Source organism: Desulfofundulus australicus DSM 11792, assembly GCF_900129285.1.
GTDB lineage: Bacteria > Bacillota > Desulfotomaculia > Desulfotomaculales > Desulfovirgulaceae > Desulfofundulus > Desulfofundulus australicus.
In genome coordinates this window covers 1-14,250 of record NZ_FQUW01000051.1, presented here as the reverse complement: position 1 = coordinate 14,250, position 14,250 = coordinate 1, and the positions used below count along the sequence as shown (strand labels likewise).

The window sequence follows — 14,250 nt, the reverse complement described above, 5'->3', positions numbered from 1 at the left end:
ACCCCGCTCGTTCATTCCGGTGCTGCCTTACATAGTCATCAGCAGCTTCCAATACTTCCTTGCATATATTACGGCCCAATTCATTGAGCACGTCTTGCAGCTCAAGCTGAAACCTTGGATAATCAATCCCCTTCTCAAGTTTCTCAAAAATTAAAGTGGCTACTTGCAGGAAACTGTTATATACGTGCTGAATTATCTTCATGAGAGTGCACCTCCGAGTTTCCGATCCTTCGGTTACTCGCCCTTCCTAGGCGGTGCACTCTCCTTTCTATTTCCTACCGCCTTTTTCCTTCTTCAATTTCCTACAGTAACTTTACACTAAGCTGATTCCCCCCGTACCGGTTTTTTACCCGTTGCTGGTGGCGTTGAATGTTCATGGGCTCCTGCCCCAAGTTTCACGGCCCTGGCCCGGGAGTATTTCCAGCTACATCCGGTTAATACCAATAAAAATCAGGGCAACTCCCAGCAGGATAATAGCCATGCTGGAAAGAGACACTTTACCGGCCAGGCCGGCCAGACCCAGGCTGGTGGTTGTAAGCAGAATTGTGGGTCCCACCAGGGCCAGCAGGCTATTTATTTTAAAGGCTGTTTCCACCCGGTTAAAATACAGCATTAGCATGGCAGCGCTGAATTCAATGGATGAAGAAAGCAATCTCAAAAGGGCCATGCTCAAGACGATGCGGTCCAGGAATATAAACATAAAATCCCTCCTGCCGGTTTTTACTAAAATTTCTTATGCCCTGCAGCATTCATAAATGCATAGGCGGGGTTAAAGGCAGGGAAAACTTTTGGCGAAAGGACGGGATAACTCAATGAAACAGCAAAAAAGCACCCTGGTGCTGGCTGCCTTGAGCGGGGTGCCCTTTATTATGGTTCTGGGCAATTCCATGATCATCCCGGTGCTGCCTGCCATCAAGGAGGCGTTGCACCTCACCCAATTTAAAGTCAGCCTGCTGATCACCCTCTTTTCTGTTCCTGCCGGGATTATCATCCCGCTGGCCGGTTTCCTCTCGGACCGTTTTGGCCGCAAAAAAGTAATTGTACCGGCACTCATCCTTTACGGACTGGGCGGTATACTGGCCGGGCTGGCAGCAATTTTCCTGAAAAGCATGGTTTACCAGGCCATTCTCGCCGGGCGCATTTTGCAGGGCATGGGAGCGGCGGGAACCGCTCCCATTGCCATGGCCCTTACCGGAGATCTTTATACGGGTAAACAGCGGGCCACGGCCCTGGGTATCATCGAAGCAGCCAACGGCCTGGGCAAGGTGGTGAGCCCCGTACTGGGTGCCCTGCTTGGCCTGATTACCTGGTATGCTACGTTTCTTTTTTTTCCCCTGGTAATAATACCGGTGGTTCTGGGCGTATATTTCCTGGTCAGTGAACCGGAACAAAACCGGCAGGCACAAAGCGTACGGGAATACCTGAAATCCATTGCCAGGGTCTTTGAGAAAAAATCGGCCATGCTGCTCACCTCTTTCCTGGGCGGGGCAGTGGCACTGCTGACCCTTTTCGGCGTACTATTTTTCCTCTCCGAACACCTGGAAACAGTATTCCGGCTGAATGGTGTGCGCAAGGGCATGGCCCTGGCCGTCCCGGTGCTGTTTATGAGCTCAACATCTTATCTCACCGGCCGGCTTATCAAAAAGCGCCTGGCCTTAATGAAATGGCTGGTGGTAACAGGCCTGGCCCTGATCAGCGGTGCCCTGACCTTGATGGGCTTTTACCGTACCACCTACCTTTTTTTCATCGCAATTTCCCTGGCCGGCATCGGAACCGGGCTGGCCCTCCCCTGCCTCAATACCATTATCACCAGCTCTACAGCCGCGCAGAGGCGTGGCCTGGTGACTTCCCTTTATGGTGGAGTGCGATTTCTGGGTGTAGCCCTGGGCCCCCCCCTTTTTGGTCTTTTAATGAATTACGGCCTGCCCCTTATGTTCTGGAGCACGGCCACCCTGGCCGGGGTTGCCGCCCTGCTGGCTGTATTTTTAATCAGGGTAAGGGATATGAAAGAACCCGCGGCAGAAGAAAAAAGCGGGCCTGTCCCTTACAAACTCCAGCCGGTCCCCGGCATGGCTGCACGCAAGCCCTGGAAATACCCGGAAAAACAGGAATAATAACTGGATTCTATTTCCATCCGGTCCCGGGTAACCTTTCGCTATCCGTGGTAATATTTCTATGAATGGCTAGCTTTTCGGGAGACCTGGAAAGGAGGTGTCCGAAAGGGCACCTGTATAACACAGGTGCAACCTGTTATCCCGAAAGGAGCTTGAGAGTATGAATGAGCAGGAGGGCACCCGGTCATGGCAGGCATTTCTAAACTTTCCCCTGGGTAGAAGATTGGAAAAGCCACGACAGCAGGGCTTGACCATGATCATTGATAAGGGCCTGGGTCTGATGGAAACAAAAGATATTTTAAATGTATGCGGCCAGTATATTGACTTTTTCAAGCTGGGATTTGGGACTCCCGCTTTGTATGCTCCGGAGGTGTTAGAAGAAAAAATTCATCTCGTCAGGTCTTTCGATATAGAAATTTATCCCGGGGGAACATTCTTCGAAGTGGCCATACTGCAGGACAAAATCGAGGAGTATCTCTACCTGGCCAGGAGTATTGGCTTTACAGCGGTGGAAGTTTCTGACGGAACCATCAACCTGCCATCCGAACTCAGGGAAAAAGTCATTTCCCGGGCCGCTGATCTCGGTTTGAAAGTATTAACTGAAGTGGGCAAGAAAAATGGTAAGCACTACCCCGTCCAGTATTTAGTGGAGCAGATCCGGAGGGATCTCGAGCTGGGGGCTTACCGGGTTATTCTGGAAGGCCGGGAGTCCGGTACCAACGCAGGCCTTTACAACAGCCAGGGGGAATTCATTCATGAAGAGCTGGAGGAACTGCTCGACAGCATTGGTGATCCCCGGATTCTAATCTGGGAAGCACCCCTTAAGAACCAGCAGGAAGAACTGATCCTCCGCTTCGGCCCCAATGTTAACCTCGGGAATATCCCTCCACATGAAGTCCTGGCCCTGGAAGCCCTGCGGGTTGGCCTCAGGGCTGATACCCTGAAATCTGTTTTGTAATATTTTAATTATTTGGACAATAAACCGCCTGCCCGGCGGCTTTCCTTTTAATGGTAATATTACCTCCCGGCACTACATAATCTAAAAAGAAAAGAGATAAAGAAAACACATAGCGAGGGAATACGCCATGCCCGGATTTACCCTGCTGGTTGCTTTATTCCTGATTGGTGTTATCGCCCGTTCCAACCTCATTGCCACGGCAGCCTGTTTACTGCTAATTATTAAACTGGCCAAATTAAATTTTATTTTTCCCTTCCTGGAAAAACGCGGCCTGGAACTGGGCCTGCTATTTCTCCTGCTCTCCATCCTGGTACCTGTAGCCACAGGCAGGATTACGGAGCGGGAAATGCTCTATAACCTTACCTCCCTGCCCGGATTGCTGGCCTTATTTGGGGGAGCCCTGGCCACCCATCTCAACGGCGAGGGGCTGAGACTGCTGCAATTGCAGCCGGAAATAATCTTCGGCCTGGTAACCGGTTCAATCATAGGCATAGTGTTCCTGGGCGGGGTCCCGGTGGGGCCCCTCATGGCAGCAGGCATTACCGCATTATTTATGGAGCTGGCTTCCTGGTTAAAAAACTAGCTTTTTTCCTTCAAGCGGGCCAGGATATCCTGCAGTTCTCCCGGTAACGGGGCGGTAAATTCCATGTATTCTCCTTTCCGGGGATGGTGAAAACCCAGTGTGGCCGCGTGCAAAAATTGACCCTGCAGGTCAAAATGAGGCCGTGACGGCCCGTATTTTAAATCACCCACCAGGGGATGCCCCAGATAGGCCATATGCACGCGGATCTGGTGCGTGCGACCGGTTTCCAGCCTCAGCTCCAGCAGTGTATACGGACCAAAGCGCTCCAGAACCCGGTAATGGGTTACCGCATGGCGCCCACCCTGGCTGACCACAGCCATGCGCTGCCTGTCCCGGGGGTGACGGCCAATGGGCGCATCCACCGTCCCCCGATCTTCCGCAAAATTACCATGGGCCAGGGCAATATACCGTCTGGTAACCCTACGTTCCTTCAGCTGCCTGGCCAGTTCCAGGTGAGCCAGGTCGTTTTTGGCCACCATAATCAGGCCGGACGTATCCTTATCCAGCCGGTGCACGATACCGGGCCGCATTATACCGTTTACCCCGGATAAGTCCCGGCAGTGAAACAACAGGGCATTGACAAGAGTCCCGCTGTAATTCCCCTCCGCCGGATGCACCACCATACCCCTGGGCTTGTTCACCACCACCACATCCGCATCTTCATAGTATATATCCAGGGGAATGTTTTCCGGAACCACTTCCAGTTCCCTGGGCGGGGGCACTCTCAATACGACCTCGTCTCCAGGCTTAACCCGGTAGCTGGAACGCACGGGGTCGCCATTTACCGTTACCTGCTGCCCGGTGATCAACTTTTGAATATGGGAACGGGACAGTTCCGGATTCTCTTTAGCCAGAAAAACATCCAGGCGTTCCCCGGCGTTACCCTCTTCCACCCGATAATAACTAATTTTCTCCACCCTTCCTTTCCCGTTCCTCCCTCCAGAGCGTATACAGCAATAAAAAAGCGCCGGTGACTATAGCCGTATCGGCCAGATTGAAAACCGGCCATATCCGGAAATCCAGAAAATCCACCACCAGGCCGAACCGGAGCCGGTCTATCAGGTTCCCTATGGCACCGCCCACAACCAGCCCCAGGGAGAGGCGAAGCAGTCGATGTCCCGGCGGGAGGCGCAGCGCGCCTGCTACCGCTCCGGCCACCACAAGCAGGGTGGCCACGATAAAAAAAGCTGTACGGTGGGCGAAAAGGCCGAACGCCGCCCCGGGATTGCGAACATACGTTAAATGGAATACATGCGGAATAACCGGCACAGATTGCCCCTCATACATCAGGTACTGTACCAGCCCTTTGGAGAACTGATCCACTACGAGAACAATCAGGGCGGTCAACCAGAAAAACAAAGCTTCTCCTCCTTTGGTACAGGCATTATTAGCACTTCCCCGGTATACTCCAGCATATAATACCATGAAAATGGGCGGGGGAGCAAAACCGGGTTCACCAGGAAAGAAGTCCGGTTTAACCGGTTATTAACAATTAAAGATAAAAAGTTATTAAATTCCCTTCCCCAAAAACTATAGAAAAAAACCTTTTAGTTCAAAATAAAAATGGGGTGAATGGAGATGGATTTTTCTTTCAACGACCTGTTGTGGATTTTTTTTATTATTTTAGCCCTCCTGCCGGCTTCCCGCCAGTACCGGCTGGAATCACTGCGCCTGCGCTTAATCCGTAGCCTGGAGAAAAAGAGAAAAAGCCGGGTGATAACCTTAATCCACCGCCAGGAATCACTGAGTTTACTGGGCATACCCATTTCCCGCTATATTAACGTAGAAGACTCGGAAGCCATCCTGCGGGCCATTCGCCTGACGCCCGACGACATGCCCATCGACCTGATCCTGCATACCCCGGGCGGGCTGGTCCTGGCCGCAGAACAAATTGCCCGGGCTCTACAAAAGCACCGGGCCAAAGTTACTGTTTTCGTCCCCCACTATGCCATGAGCGGGGGGACCATGATTGCCCTGGCCGCAGACGAGATCGTAATGGACGAAAACGCTGTTTTAGGTCCTGTGGATCCCCAACTGGGTGAACTCCCGGCGGCATCTATTCTGGAAGCTGTGCATATTAAAGGACGGGAACGGGTGGATGATCGCACCCTGATGCTGGCCGACATTGCTTCCAAGGCCATGAACCAGGTAGAAGAGTTTATCTACCAGCTGCTGGTGGAAAAAATGCCCCGGGAAAAAGCGCACCAGATCAGCCGCCTGCTTACCAGCGGCCAGTGGACCCACGATTACCCCCTCACCTGCGAGCGTTTACAGGAACTGGGTTTCCCCGTTTGTGCCGAGCTGCCGCCCGAAATCTATGCTCTGATGGACCTGTACCCGCAGCCTGCCCAGCGCCGCCCCTCGGTCCAGTACATCCCCATACCCTATACCCGGGAACCCGGACCGGGTAACCGCTAACTGCGGGTGTCCCTTACTGCAGTGGATTTTCCTCCCTGTATACCATGACATCCCGGTCCCGGAAATATGGCGGGAAGACCATTCTCTCCCCGTATCCCTCCAGGTAAGAAAAGTCCAGGACGCCCTCGCCCACTTCCCTGGACAGCGGCGGGCCATAGGCCAGGCGGTAAAGATCGGCCAGTTCAGCCACCAGGGGAAAACGGGGATTGGTAGTGGTGGTCTGGTCGGCAAAAGCGCGTTCGGCCATTTCGGGGATTTTACTTTCGTATATTTCCCGCTCAATACCCAGATCGGCCACGGTACAGGGAATATCCAGCTCTTTTAAAAGGCGAAAGATGGCACCGATGAGGCTCTTCACCCCCTCTTCCACCGTAGCTGCGGGCAGGTCCAGCAGGCGGGCCAGCTGCCAGTATTTTTCCGGGGCGTGAAAATACTCATACTGGGGAAAGGAAACAAACTTGGTCGGCCGGCTGGCATTGTAAGCCACCACGTAGGGTAAAAGAACGGCATTGGCGCGGCCGTGGGAAATATGAAAGGTTGCCCCCAGCTGGTGGGCCAGCGCGTGGTTGACTCCGAGAAAAGCATTGGTGAAAGCCATGCCGGCTATACAGGATGCATTATGCATTTTTTCCCGGGCCTTATGGTCACGGGCATTCCGGTAAGAACGGGGCAGGTAACGAAAGACCAGTTCCACAGCCTTTGCCGCCATGGCATCTGTATAATCTGAAGCCATTACCGAAACATAGGCTTCCAGGGCATGGGTCAGCACGTCCATACCTGTATCGGCCGTTACCCTATCGGGCATGGTCCGGGCAAAATCGGGATCTATTATGGCCACGTCGGGTGTGAGTTCATAATCGGCCAGGGGGTATTTTACCTGCTCGCCCTTATTGGTAATGACGGCAAAAGCCGTTACCTCTGAACCGGTACCGCTGGTGGTGGGTATGGCCACCAGCTGCGCTTTTCGCCCCAGCTTGGGGTATTTGTATGTGCGCTTGCGAATGTCCATAAATTTGAGCTTGAGAAACTCAAACTCCACTTCCGGGTGCTCATAAAAGAGCCACATGGCCTTGGCGGCATCAATGGCCGAACCGCCCCCCACGGCAATAATGGTATCCGGGCGAAACCGGTTCATCAGCGCACATCCCCGGCGCACAGTTTCCACCGAGGGATCCGGTTCCACTTCATAAAACACCTCGGTAACCACCTGGTTATTGCGATGGTTTAAATGATATAACACCTTGTCCACAAAACCCAGGCGTTTAACCTCGGGGTCGGTGACGATAAAGGCCCTGTTGACACCGGGAAGTTTACGTAAATATTGTACGGATCCCGGTTCAAAGTAAATTCGTTCAGGAACCCGGAACCATTGCAGTTTGGCCCGGCGCTTGGCCACCCTTTTTATATTGATCAGGTTTTCCACACTGACGTTGGATGTAGTGGAGTTGCTGCCCATGGAACCGCAACCGAGGGTAAAGGAAGGAACGTTCACATTGTAAATATCCCCGATGGCCCCGTGGGTGGCAGGTGAATTGACAATAATTCGCCCGGTACGTATACGACGGGAAAATTCGTCGATGACTTTTTGATCTTCAGAATGAATAACCGCCGTATGGCCCAGGCCGCCAAACTCAACCACTTTTTCACATAACTCAATTCCTTCAGCCGCACCATCCACAATATATAAGGAGAGAATGGGGCTTAATTTTTCCATAGACAGGGGATATTCCGGTCCCACCCCGGCCAGGGGAACCACCAGCACTTTGGTCTCCGGCGGCACGGTGAAACCGGCCATTTCCGCAATTTTCCGGGCCGATTGCCCGGCCACCCTGGGATTCAGGGTACAGCTCCCCCGTTCCACGGCCAGTTCTTCCAGCAGGCGGGTTTCCTCCTCATTCAAAAAATAGCAGCCATTCTCTTTCATCAAGGCCATAACCTGATCGGCCACTTCCCGGTCAATAATCACGCTTTGCTCGGAAGCACAGATTAAACCATTGTCAAAGGTCTTGCTCAGGATCAGGTCGGTTACTGCCCTTCTCAAGTTGGCGGTTTTTTCAATGTAACAGGGGACGTTTCCCGGCCCCACACCGAGAGCGGGCTTCCCGGTACTGTAAGCGGCCCGCACCAGCCCGGCCCCACCGGTAGCCACAATCAGGGCCACGCCGGGGTGCCGCATTAAATAACCGGTGGTATCATAGCTGGGATTTTCCAGCCACGAAATACAGCTGGCAGGGGCCCCGGCAGCCACCGCTGCTTCCAGCATAATCCTGGCTGCGGCTGCGCTGCAGCGCTGGGCATCGGGGTGAAAACTGAAGATTACCGGGTTCCGGGTTTTGGCACAGATCAGGGACTTGAACATGGTGGTGGAAGTGGGATTGGTTACCGGCACCACGGCAGCCACTACCCCTACGGGTTCGGCCACCTCCAGGTAACCTTCTTCCTCATTATCTTCAATTACGCCCACTGTTCTGGCATATTTTATGCTGTGATAAACCGCCTCGGTAGCAAAAATGTTTTTGGTCGCCTTATCTTCAAAAACACCCCGGCCCGTTTCCTCGACGGCCATGCGGGCCAGTTCCATATGCTTGTCCAGCCCGGCCAGGGCCATGTTGAGGACAATCCGGTCCACTGCCTCCTGATCCAGGCGGGCGAATTCCCTGGCCGCCCGGCTGGCCTTTTCCACCAGGGCATCAATTTCGGGAAAATTTCTCTGTTCGGCCACTTTACAGCACCTCCCCTCTCATTATTTCCGGTAAAAAAGGGAATATGCTTTCCCGTCAGGGCAAAAATAATTATTGAGAACGAAGGAGGAAATAACCTTCCAATGGCCTGCCCGCTATGTAACGGTACTTACACCGGCCGCCATTTATGCCCCTGTGGCAGCCTTATGGAAGATGCCGGCCCGGTGAGCGACTACTACGGGCCTTACAGCCCGTATTTCAACCTGGCCTTCGAAGCGACGGTTTGCATGCATCTTTTTATCTGCCCGGCCTGCGGCCGGGAACAGCGTGTGGCCGTTCACACCACCGGCGAGCCCCGGAAATGCCGTGCAAATAACTACATGGAGGATGATAATTAATGTTTTATCACCGGAAAGATGAATTTCTGTATCCTGTAAGGGTAAGCGGCCCCGACCCGAAGTTTGCCAGCATGCTGGTGGAGCAGCTGGCCGGGCAGAATGGAGAGCTGGCCGCCGGGATGCAGTATATTATTCAGGGACTGAAATGCAAAAACCCCAAAATAAAGGATCTTCTCCTGGACATTGGTACGGAAGAGTTAAACCATTTGGAAATGGTAGGACATATGATAGGTCTCCTGGCAGGGGAGCAGGTTAGCACTGCTTCACCTGAAGAATTTTCCTTCCAGCTCCTCGGTGGAGGCGGACCACTGTGGATTAATTCCCTGGGCTCACCTTTCTCCAGCACTTATGTGGACGCAGTGGGCGATATAGCCGCCGACCTGCAGTCCAACATTGCAGCCGAGTTCCGGGCCAAGGCTGTATATGAAAGGCTGTACCGCCAGGCTAAAGACCCGGCAGTTCAGGATTTCATCAAATTCCTGATCAGCAGGGAAGAAGCACACGCCAACCTGTTCCGCCAGGCACTGGATGAGGTACAGGGCCAGGGCGTTTTAAAGGACTTTGTTGACACCGGTTACTCCAGGCAATACTACGACCTCTCACAACCGGCACAATATGGCCAGTATACCTGAACGTTTTCAGTTTCAGGCTCAAGTTTTACAAACCCGGCAGGCTAAAGGGGTGGGTAAGATTATACCCACCCCTTTAGCCTGAGTTATCCCCACTTTCCAACTCCCCCTGTTTTGGCTCTCGCTCGCTCCAGTGACCCAGCACTCACCGGATCCATATACCTGCCCGGAGATTGAAAGCCTATATTAGGCAGCAATCATCCTATTAAAGAACTCCGGTTACAGTGAGTGCTGGGGGGCCAAACTATTGCTCGGCTCAAAGCTCCGGCAGGCTTCCCGGCCAACCTGGAAGTTGGAAGTCAGATGTCAGAGGTTGGAACTGCTGTTGGAATTCGTTGCGCGAATTCCTTCCTATTTCCGACTTCCAACTTCCGACCTCTAACCTCCATTTTCGGCATCCATGCCCCCGGGCCTGCCTTCGCTTTTCGCCTCGCTAAGTTTGGCTGGCCGCCAACTCAAGTCGCTCGCTACCGAGCCAAAACAGGGCTTTAAAAAACTGGGGGATACTTCAGCCCCTCAGCCTGTTGACAAACTTCTTATGTGCCCTGGTTTTAAAGGAGAAGCGACCTGGAGTGAGCGCTGCCGGGCCAGGCCACGTGCCGCGGACCGGATGCCCGCGGAAGCCACCTGAACACAGGATGTGTGAATGTGACCGGTACCCGCCAAAGACCGGAGCCGGGGCCTTTTGGCCCGGCCAGCGATACGACCGGGAGCGACGACTAAAACCAGGGCACATCCCGGAAATACCTTGTCTAGAGGCTGGAGTGGGTAAGATTGACCCACCCCTGGAATGGTTTTCACCCCTCCTGTGGCAGTCTTGACAGGTATGCTCAAGAAGGCCTAGAATATCTTTTAAAGTAAACTTACAAGGTATACTTTTAAAACCGGGGGAAGAAACAATGAGGCTTAATCAAGCTACAGATTACGCTTTCCGGGCAGTCCTTTACCTGGCCCAGCTCCCTCCTGGCGAAGTGGTAGAAGCCCAGGTCATTGCCAGGCATGAGGGTATACCCATGCGTTTTCTGTTAAAGATCCTGCGCCTGCTTACCAAGGCCGGGATTATTTATTCCTACCGCGGTGTGGGCGGTGGTTATGCCCTGGCCCGCCCCCCGGTAGAAATTACGCTGCTGGACGTAATGCTGGCTGTGGAGGGGCCGGTACAGATAAACCGCTGCCTCAAGGATCTCGGTGCCTGCACCAAAAAAGGACCACCCCATTGTCCCGTACACCGCGCCCTGGCCTCCATCCAGAAAACCCTGATTGAACAGTTTAAAAGCTATAATTTCGCCTGCCTGGCCGGCGGTTCACCGGAACCCGTTCCAGAGGTGACGAAACCTGCCGGGAAGAGATTTTCTTGCGGTGGGGCAAACTAAGTTAAAACCGGGAAAGAGAGGTGATGCAACCTGGGGGATTACCACGTTACCCTCTATGTATCGCCCAACTGTGAGAACTGTCAGAAGGCCAGGCAGTTCCTTGAAAACAAGGGGATCAACTATGAAGAGAAAAACATTCAAGATCCCGGGGCAAGGGGTGAACTCCGTTATAAAACCGGGCGTACAGAGTGCCCCACCATCGATGTTGATGGTCACATCGTAGTGGGTTACCTGCCGGAAAAATGGGATCATCTCCTCCGGGAAGAACCTTTACGCCTGACCTAGTAAAACATTTTAACCGGGAAAAACAGGGTCCCTGGTGGGCCCTGTTTTTCCTGTATAACTCTCCGGCATGGCAAAATCACTATTTCTCCAGGAATAAATGTAAATCCGCCCAGGAATCCAGCAGGCCATCCGGCCGGTAACGTTCCAGTTCTGCCCGGGAAGCTACCCCCCAGGTGACCCCCAGGGTTTTAACCCCGGCAGAACGCCCGGCCTGAATATCGAAATAACTGTCCCCTACATAAACCGTCCGGTCGGGCCGGGTCTGGAGAACTTCCATGGCCTTAAGAATTGGATCGGGCAGGGGTTTGTGCCTGTCTACGTCATGGGCGGTGACCATGACGTCAATATATTGATCCAGGCCGGTGAAGTTAACTGTTCGCCAGGCACCCGTCTTCCCTTTAGAAGTAACAATGCCCAGCTTGAGACCCATGGCACGCAGGTTGCGGAGCATTTCCAGCGTACCCGGGAAAAGCCGCGTATAGCGGTCATGATCAAGATGATAGTAGTGCTGGTAACGCTTGATAAAATCTTCGGCCCTCTCCTCCCCGGCAAAATACCGGGCAATATCCACAATTGGGCGGCCAATCCAGCCAAGAATATTACCGTCATCCCAGGGAATACCCATTTCACCAAACACCCGCCGGTAGGTATGCATTATCAGAGGAAGGGAGTCGGCCAGGGTACCGTCAAGATCAAACAAAACAACCTCCACGCACATGATTCATCCCGCCTTTCCTCCAAACAGTATAGCACAACTTTCCGCTTACAGGCAGGTACCTGCACACAAAGCAGGTAGCAAAGTTTTAACAAACTCTCCATGTGCCCTGGCTTTATAGGAGGAGCGACCTGGAGTGAGCGCTGCCGGGCCAGGCCACGTGCCGCGGACCGGATGTCCGCGGAGGCCATTTGAACACAGGAGGTGTGAATGTGGCCGTACCCGCCGGAGACCGGAGCCGGGGTCTTTTGGCCCGGCCAGCAAAACGACCGGGAGCGACGACTTTAAACCAGGGCACATCCCGGAGCATTTTGTCGTACAGCCTGTTACCTGCTCATGAAGCAGGTATTTTTTATTCTGTGGAGAATTCAAAACTCAAAAGGAGGTTCGTAGCAGCTACTAACAGGCCAACAAATGTTGACAAAATATAATAACGAATATACTCAAGCTGGCCGGGCGGGGCGAGTATAAAAAACCTTATCATCGAATATCCCGACCGGCTGGCCCGGTTTGGCTATTCGTACATCGAGCGGCACCTGAAACACTGCGGCGTGGAAATAATCGCTATCACGGAAAAAGAACCGAAAGACGCTCACACCGGGCTAGACGGGGGACTCACTGGCCGTAGTCACGTTCTTTTCGGCCCGGTTGTACGGGGCCAGGGGCGGCAGAAAAGTCAGACAGAGGTTTCGGGAACTGATTGCGGGAGTGGAGCCGGATGAAAAAGCCGAAAAAGAAGAAAACGGTTAACCCGGAAGACGGCATAAAATACACCGTATGCGGCGAATGGTTCCCGGAAAGTTTTCCTGCCCGGCGCAGCCTGCGTTGGGCCAGAGGGGAAGAAGATCCCCTGACCACCGAGATACGCCTTTTTTGCTCGTGCGAGCGCTGGGCCTTCAACCGGCTTCAGGAAGGTCGTTCCCGTGAAGAGCTCAAAAAAGAAGGCCAGAAGATATTCGGCATAAACTCCCGTTTTTGTGACGATGCCATATTAAAAGCAGGGGCCATTATTGAATCACGGCGGGAACTGCTGGCGCTGGAAATCGAAGAAACCGGAACGAAACTGGCCCGGGCCAGGAAGAAGCTTGACCGGGCGGAAAAAGACCTGGCCGCAGCGATAAAAACTGGTAGCCCGGCAAAAATCGAGAAAGCCGGACGCACCGTACACGGCCGCAAAGCGCGGGTCAAAAGACTGAAGACGAAGCTGGATGAACTGAAAACCCATCAAAATAACGGCACCATACCCACGGTAGTTTTTGGCGGCCGTTCTTTGTGGAAACGAATCTGCAGGGGTAGAGCCACAAAAGAAGAATGGCGAAGCGCCCGTCAGAACCGGCTGTACGCCCGGGGAGACGAAACCAAGGGCGGCAATCCGAACATTAAGATAAGCTACCGCAGCGGAGAATTTGCCTTGTCCGTGACCGTCTCCCACCTGTCCGAGCAGGCAGGCACGGACAGCAGAGGAAGACCGGTAATGACGAGGGCTCCCCGGGTAACGGGAAAGCTCTGGCTGCCGGAAAAGCACCGGCTCAAGGTGTGGGAGTCTCTTCTTTCCGGCGCTCCCTATAACGTTGAGTTAATCAAAGGCCGGGACGGCCGGTACAGGGTGCACATTACCTTCACCGTAACGGCACCTGAACCGGTGACCAGTCCCAACCGGGGCTACTTGGGGATGGACACCAACCCGGACGGGGTGGCTTTAGCCAGCGTCAATTATTTCGGCCAGCCCGAACCCTGGCCGGAGGGTTTCGAGGTACCTTACCCGAAGGCATTACACAAATTTGCCGGGGAATTCCAGGTGACAGTGCAACCGAACGGTTTCCTGTACATCAAGATGCCGGAACTTGCTTACAGCCGCGGATACCGGCGCACCTACCTGATAGGCGTACTGGCTAAAGTGGTGGTGGACACAGCAAAAGCTTTTGACAAACCCATTGCATTGGAGGACCTGGACTTCGGGAAAGACCGGCTGGACACGGACAGGAAATTCAACCGCATGGCGGCCAGCTTCCCGTTCAAGAAGATAATCGAGGCCGTCATGCGGAGGGCATCCAGGGAAGGTGTGGGCGTAAAACCGGTCAGGCCGGCGCACACGT

At 53.6% G+C, this 14,250-nt stretch carries 14 protein-coding genes and 1 pseudogene; 9 read left to right on the top strand and 6 right to left on the bottom strand.

Going from position 1 to position 14,250, the window contains the following annotated elements; translation table 11 throughout:
• Positions 1–202: pseudogene (locus BUB44_RS14105) on the bottom strand (ISLre2 family transposase); the annotation flags it as partial.
• 222 nt (positions 203–424) lie between these two features.
• The gene (locus BUB44_RS14100) at positions 425–700 is read right to left on the bottom strand and encodes a YqhV family protein (protein WP_073167478.1); all 276 of its coding nucleotides are present in this window, start codon (positions 698–700) and stop codon (positions 425–427) included.
• Positions 701–812: 112 nt separating this feature from the next.
• Here BUB44_RS14100 and BUB44_RS14095 point away from each other — a divergent pair, with 112 nt between their 5' ends.
• The 3 genes from BUB44_RS14095 (at position 813) to BUB44_RS14085 (ending at position 3,655) form a co-directional block, all read left to right on the top strand.
• Complete coding sequence (locus BUB44_RS14095; protein WP_073167476.1) at positions 813–2,114, top strand: MFS transporter; 1,302 nt, start codon at positions 813–815, stop codon at positions 2,112–2,114.
• A 160-nt stretch (positions 2,115–2,274) separates the two neighbouring features.
• Positions 2,275–3,072 (top strand): phosphosulfolactate synthase, encoded by a 798-nt coding sequence (comA, locus tag BUB44_RS14090; protein WP_073167473.1) that lies wholly within the window; start codon positions 2,275–2,277, stop codon positions 3,070–3,072.
• 127 nt (positions 3,073–3,199) lie between these two features.
• Positions 3,200–3,655 carry a DUF441 domain-containing protein gene (locus BUB44_RS14085; RefSeq protein WP_027356703.1) on the top strand — a complete coding sequence of 152 codons (456 nt, stop codon included), beginning with the start codon at positions 3,200–3,202 and terminating at the stop codon, positions 3,653–3,655.
• Here BUB44_RS14085 and BUB44_RS14080 read toward each other — a convergent pair.
• Both BUB44_RS14080 and lspA read right to left on the bottom strand, forming a co-directional pair.
• Positions 3,652–4,572, bottom strand: a complete 921-nt coding sequence (locus BUB44_RS14080; protein ID WP_073167471.1) for an RluA family pseudouridine synthase — start codon at positions 4,570–4,572, stop codon at positions 3,652–3,654. The genes BUB44_RS14085 and BUB44_RS14080 overlap by 4 nt on opposite strands.
• Positions 4,559–5,014: a signal peptidase II gene (gene lspA / locus BUB44_RS14075; RefSeq protein WP_073167469.1), complete on the bottom strand. Its 456-nt coding sequence runs from the start codon at positions 5,012–5,014 to the stop codon at positions 4,559–4,561. The genes BUB44_RS14080 and lspA overlap by 14 nt, the downstream gene beginning before the upstream one ends.
• Before the next feature lie 219 nt (positions 5,015–5,233).
• Here lspA and BUB44_RS14070 point away from each other — a divergent pair, with 219 nt between their 5' ends.
• The gene (locus tag BUB44_RS14070; RefSeq protein ID WP_073167467.1) at positions 5,234–6,073 is read left to right on the top strand and encodes an SDH family Clp fold serine proteinase; all 840 of its coding nucleotides are present in this window, start codon (positions 5,234–5,236) and stop codon (positions 6,071–6,073) included.
• 13 nt (positions 6,074–6,086) lie between these two features.
• On the opposite strand, the gene adhE is transcribed toward BUB44_RS14070, so the two are convergent.
• Positions 6,087–8,795, bottom strand: coding sequence for a bifunctional acetaldehyde-CoA/alcohol dehydrogenase (gene adhE / locus BUB44_RS14065; protein WP_073167464.1), 2,709 nt, complete (start codon positions 8,793–8,795; stop codon positions 6,087–6,089).
• A gap of 102 nt (positions 8,796–8,897) precedes the next feature.
• Here adhE and BUB44_RS14060 point away from each other — a divergent pair, with 102 nt between their 5' ends.
• The 4 genes from BUB44_RS14060 (at position 8,898) to BUB44_RS14045 (ending at position 11,439) form a co-directional block, all read left to right on the top strand.
• On the top strand, positions 8,898–9,152 hold the full coding sequence (locus BUB44_RS14060) for a hypothetical protein (protein ID WP_073167462.1): 255 nt from the start codon (positions 8,898–8,900) through the stop codon (positions 9,150–9,152).
• Complete coding sequence (locus BUB44_RS14055; protein WP_073167459.1) at positions 9,152–9,784, top strand: manganese catalase family protein; 633 nt, start codon at positions 9,152–9,154, stop codon at positions 9,782–9,784. Before BUB44_RS14060 ends, BUB44_RS14055 begins: the two co-directional genes overlap by 1 nt.
• Positions 9,785–10,680: 896 nt before the next feature.
• Positions 10,681–11,154: an RrF2 family transcriptional regulator gene (locus BUB44_RS14050; protein ID WP_083543259.1), complete on the top strand. Its 474-nt coding sequence runs from the start codon at positions 10,681–10,683 to the stop codon at positions 11,152–11,154.
• Between the two features lie 30 nt (positions 11,155–11,184).
• Entirely contained in the window at positions 11,185–11,439 is a 255-nt protein-coding gene (locus BUB44_RS14045) for a glutaredoxin family protein (RefSeq protein ID WP_073167480.1), read from the top strand.
• A 79-nt stretch (positions 11,440–11,518) separates the two neighbouring features.
• Here BUB44_RS14045 and BUB44_RS14040 read toward each other — a convergent pair whose 3' ends face one another.
• On the bottom strand, positions 11,519–12,157 hold the full coding sequence (locus BUB44_RS14040; protein WP_073167457.1) for an HAD family hydrolase: 639 nt from the start codon (positions 12,155–12,157) through the stop codon (positions 11,519–11,521).
• Between the two features lie 715 nt (positions 12,158–12,872).
• Between BUB44_RS14040 and BUB44_RS14030 the strand changes: the two genes are divergently transcribed.
• Positions 12,873–14,250, top strand: a 1,378-nt coding sequence (locus BUB44_RS14030; protein ID WP_073167454.1) for an IS200/IS605 family accessory protein TnpB-related protein, incomplete at its 3' end; no start/stop codon positions are given.

Bases quoted from the DNA above. Each gene is read 5' to 3' on its own strand.
- BUB44_RS14100 (WP_073167478.1), bottom strand. From the start codon at position 700: ATGTTTATATTCCTGGACCGCATCGTCTTGAGCATGGCCCTTTTGAGA.
- BUB44_RS14095 (WP_073167476.1), top strand. From the start codon at position 813: ATGAAACAGCAAAAAAGCACCCTGGTGCTGGCTGCCTTGAGCGGGGTG.
- comA (WP_073167473.1), top strand. From the start codon at position 2,275: ATGAATGAGCAGGAGGGCACCCGGTCATGGCAGGCATTTCTAAACTTT.
- BUB44_RS14085 (WP_027356703.1), top strand. From the start codon at position 3,200: ATGCCCGGATTTACCCTGCTGGTTGCTTTATTCCTGATTGGTGTTATC.
- BUB44_RS14070 (WP_073167467.1), top strand. From the start codon at position 5,234: ATGGATTTTTCTTTCAACGACCTGTTGTGGATTTTTTTTATTATTTTA.
- BUB44_RS14060 (WP_073167462.1), top strand. From the start codon at position 8,898: ATGGCCTGCCCGCTATGTAACGGTACTTACACCGGCCGCCATTTATGC.
- BUB44_RS14055 (WP_073167459.1), top strand. From the start codon at position 9,152: ATGTTTTATCACCGGAAAGATGAATTTCTGTATCCTGTAAGGGTAAGC.
- BUB44_RS14050 (WP_083543259.1), top strand. From the start codon at position 10,681: ATGAGGCTTAATCAAGCTACAGATTACGCTTTCCGGGCAGTCCTTTAC.
- BUB44_RS14040 (WP_073167457.1), bottom strand. From the start codon at position 12,157: ATGTGCGTGGAGGTTGTTTTGTTTGATCTTGACGGTACCCTGGCCGAC.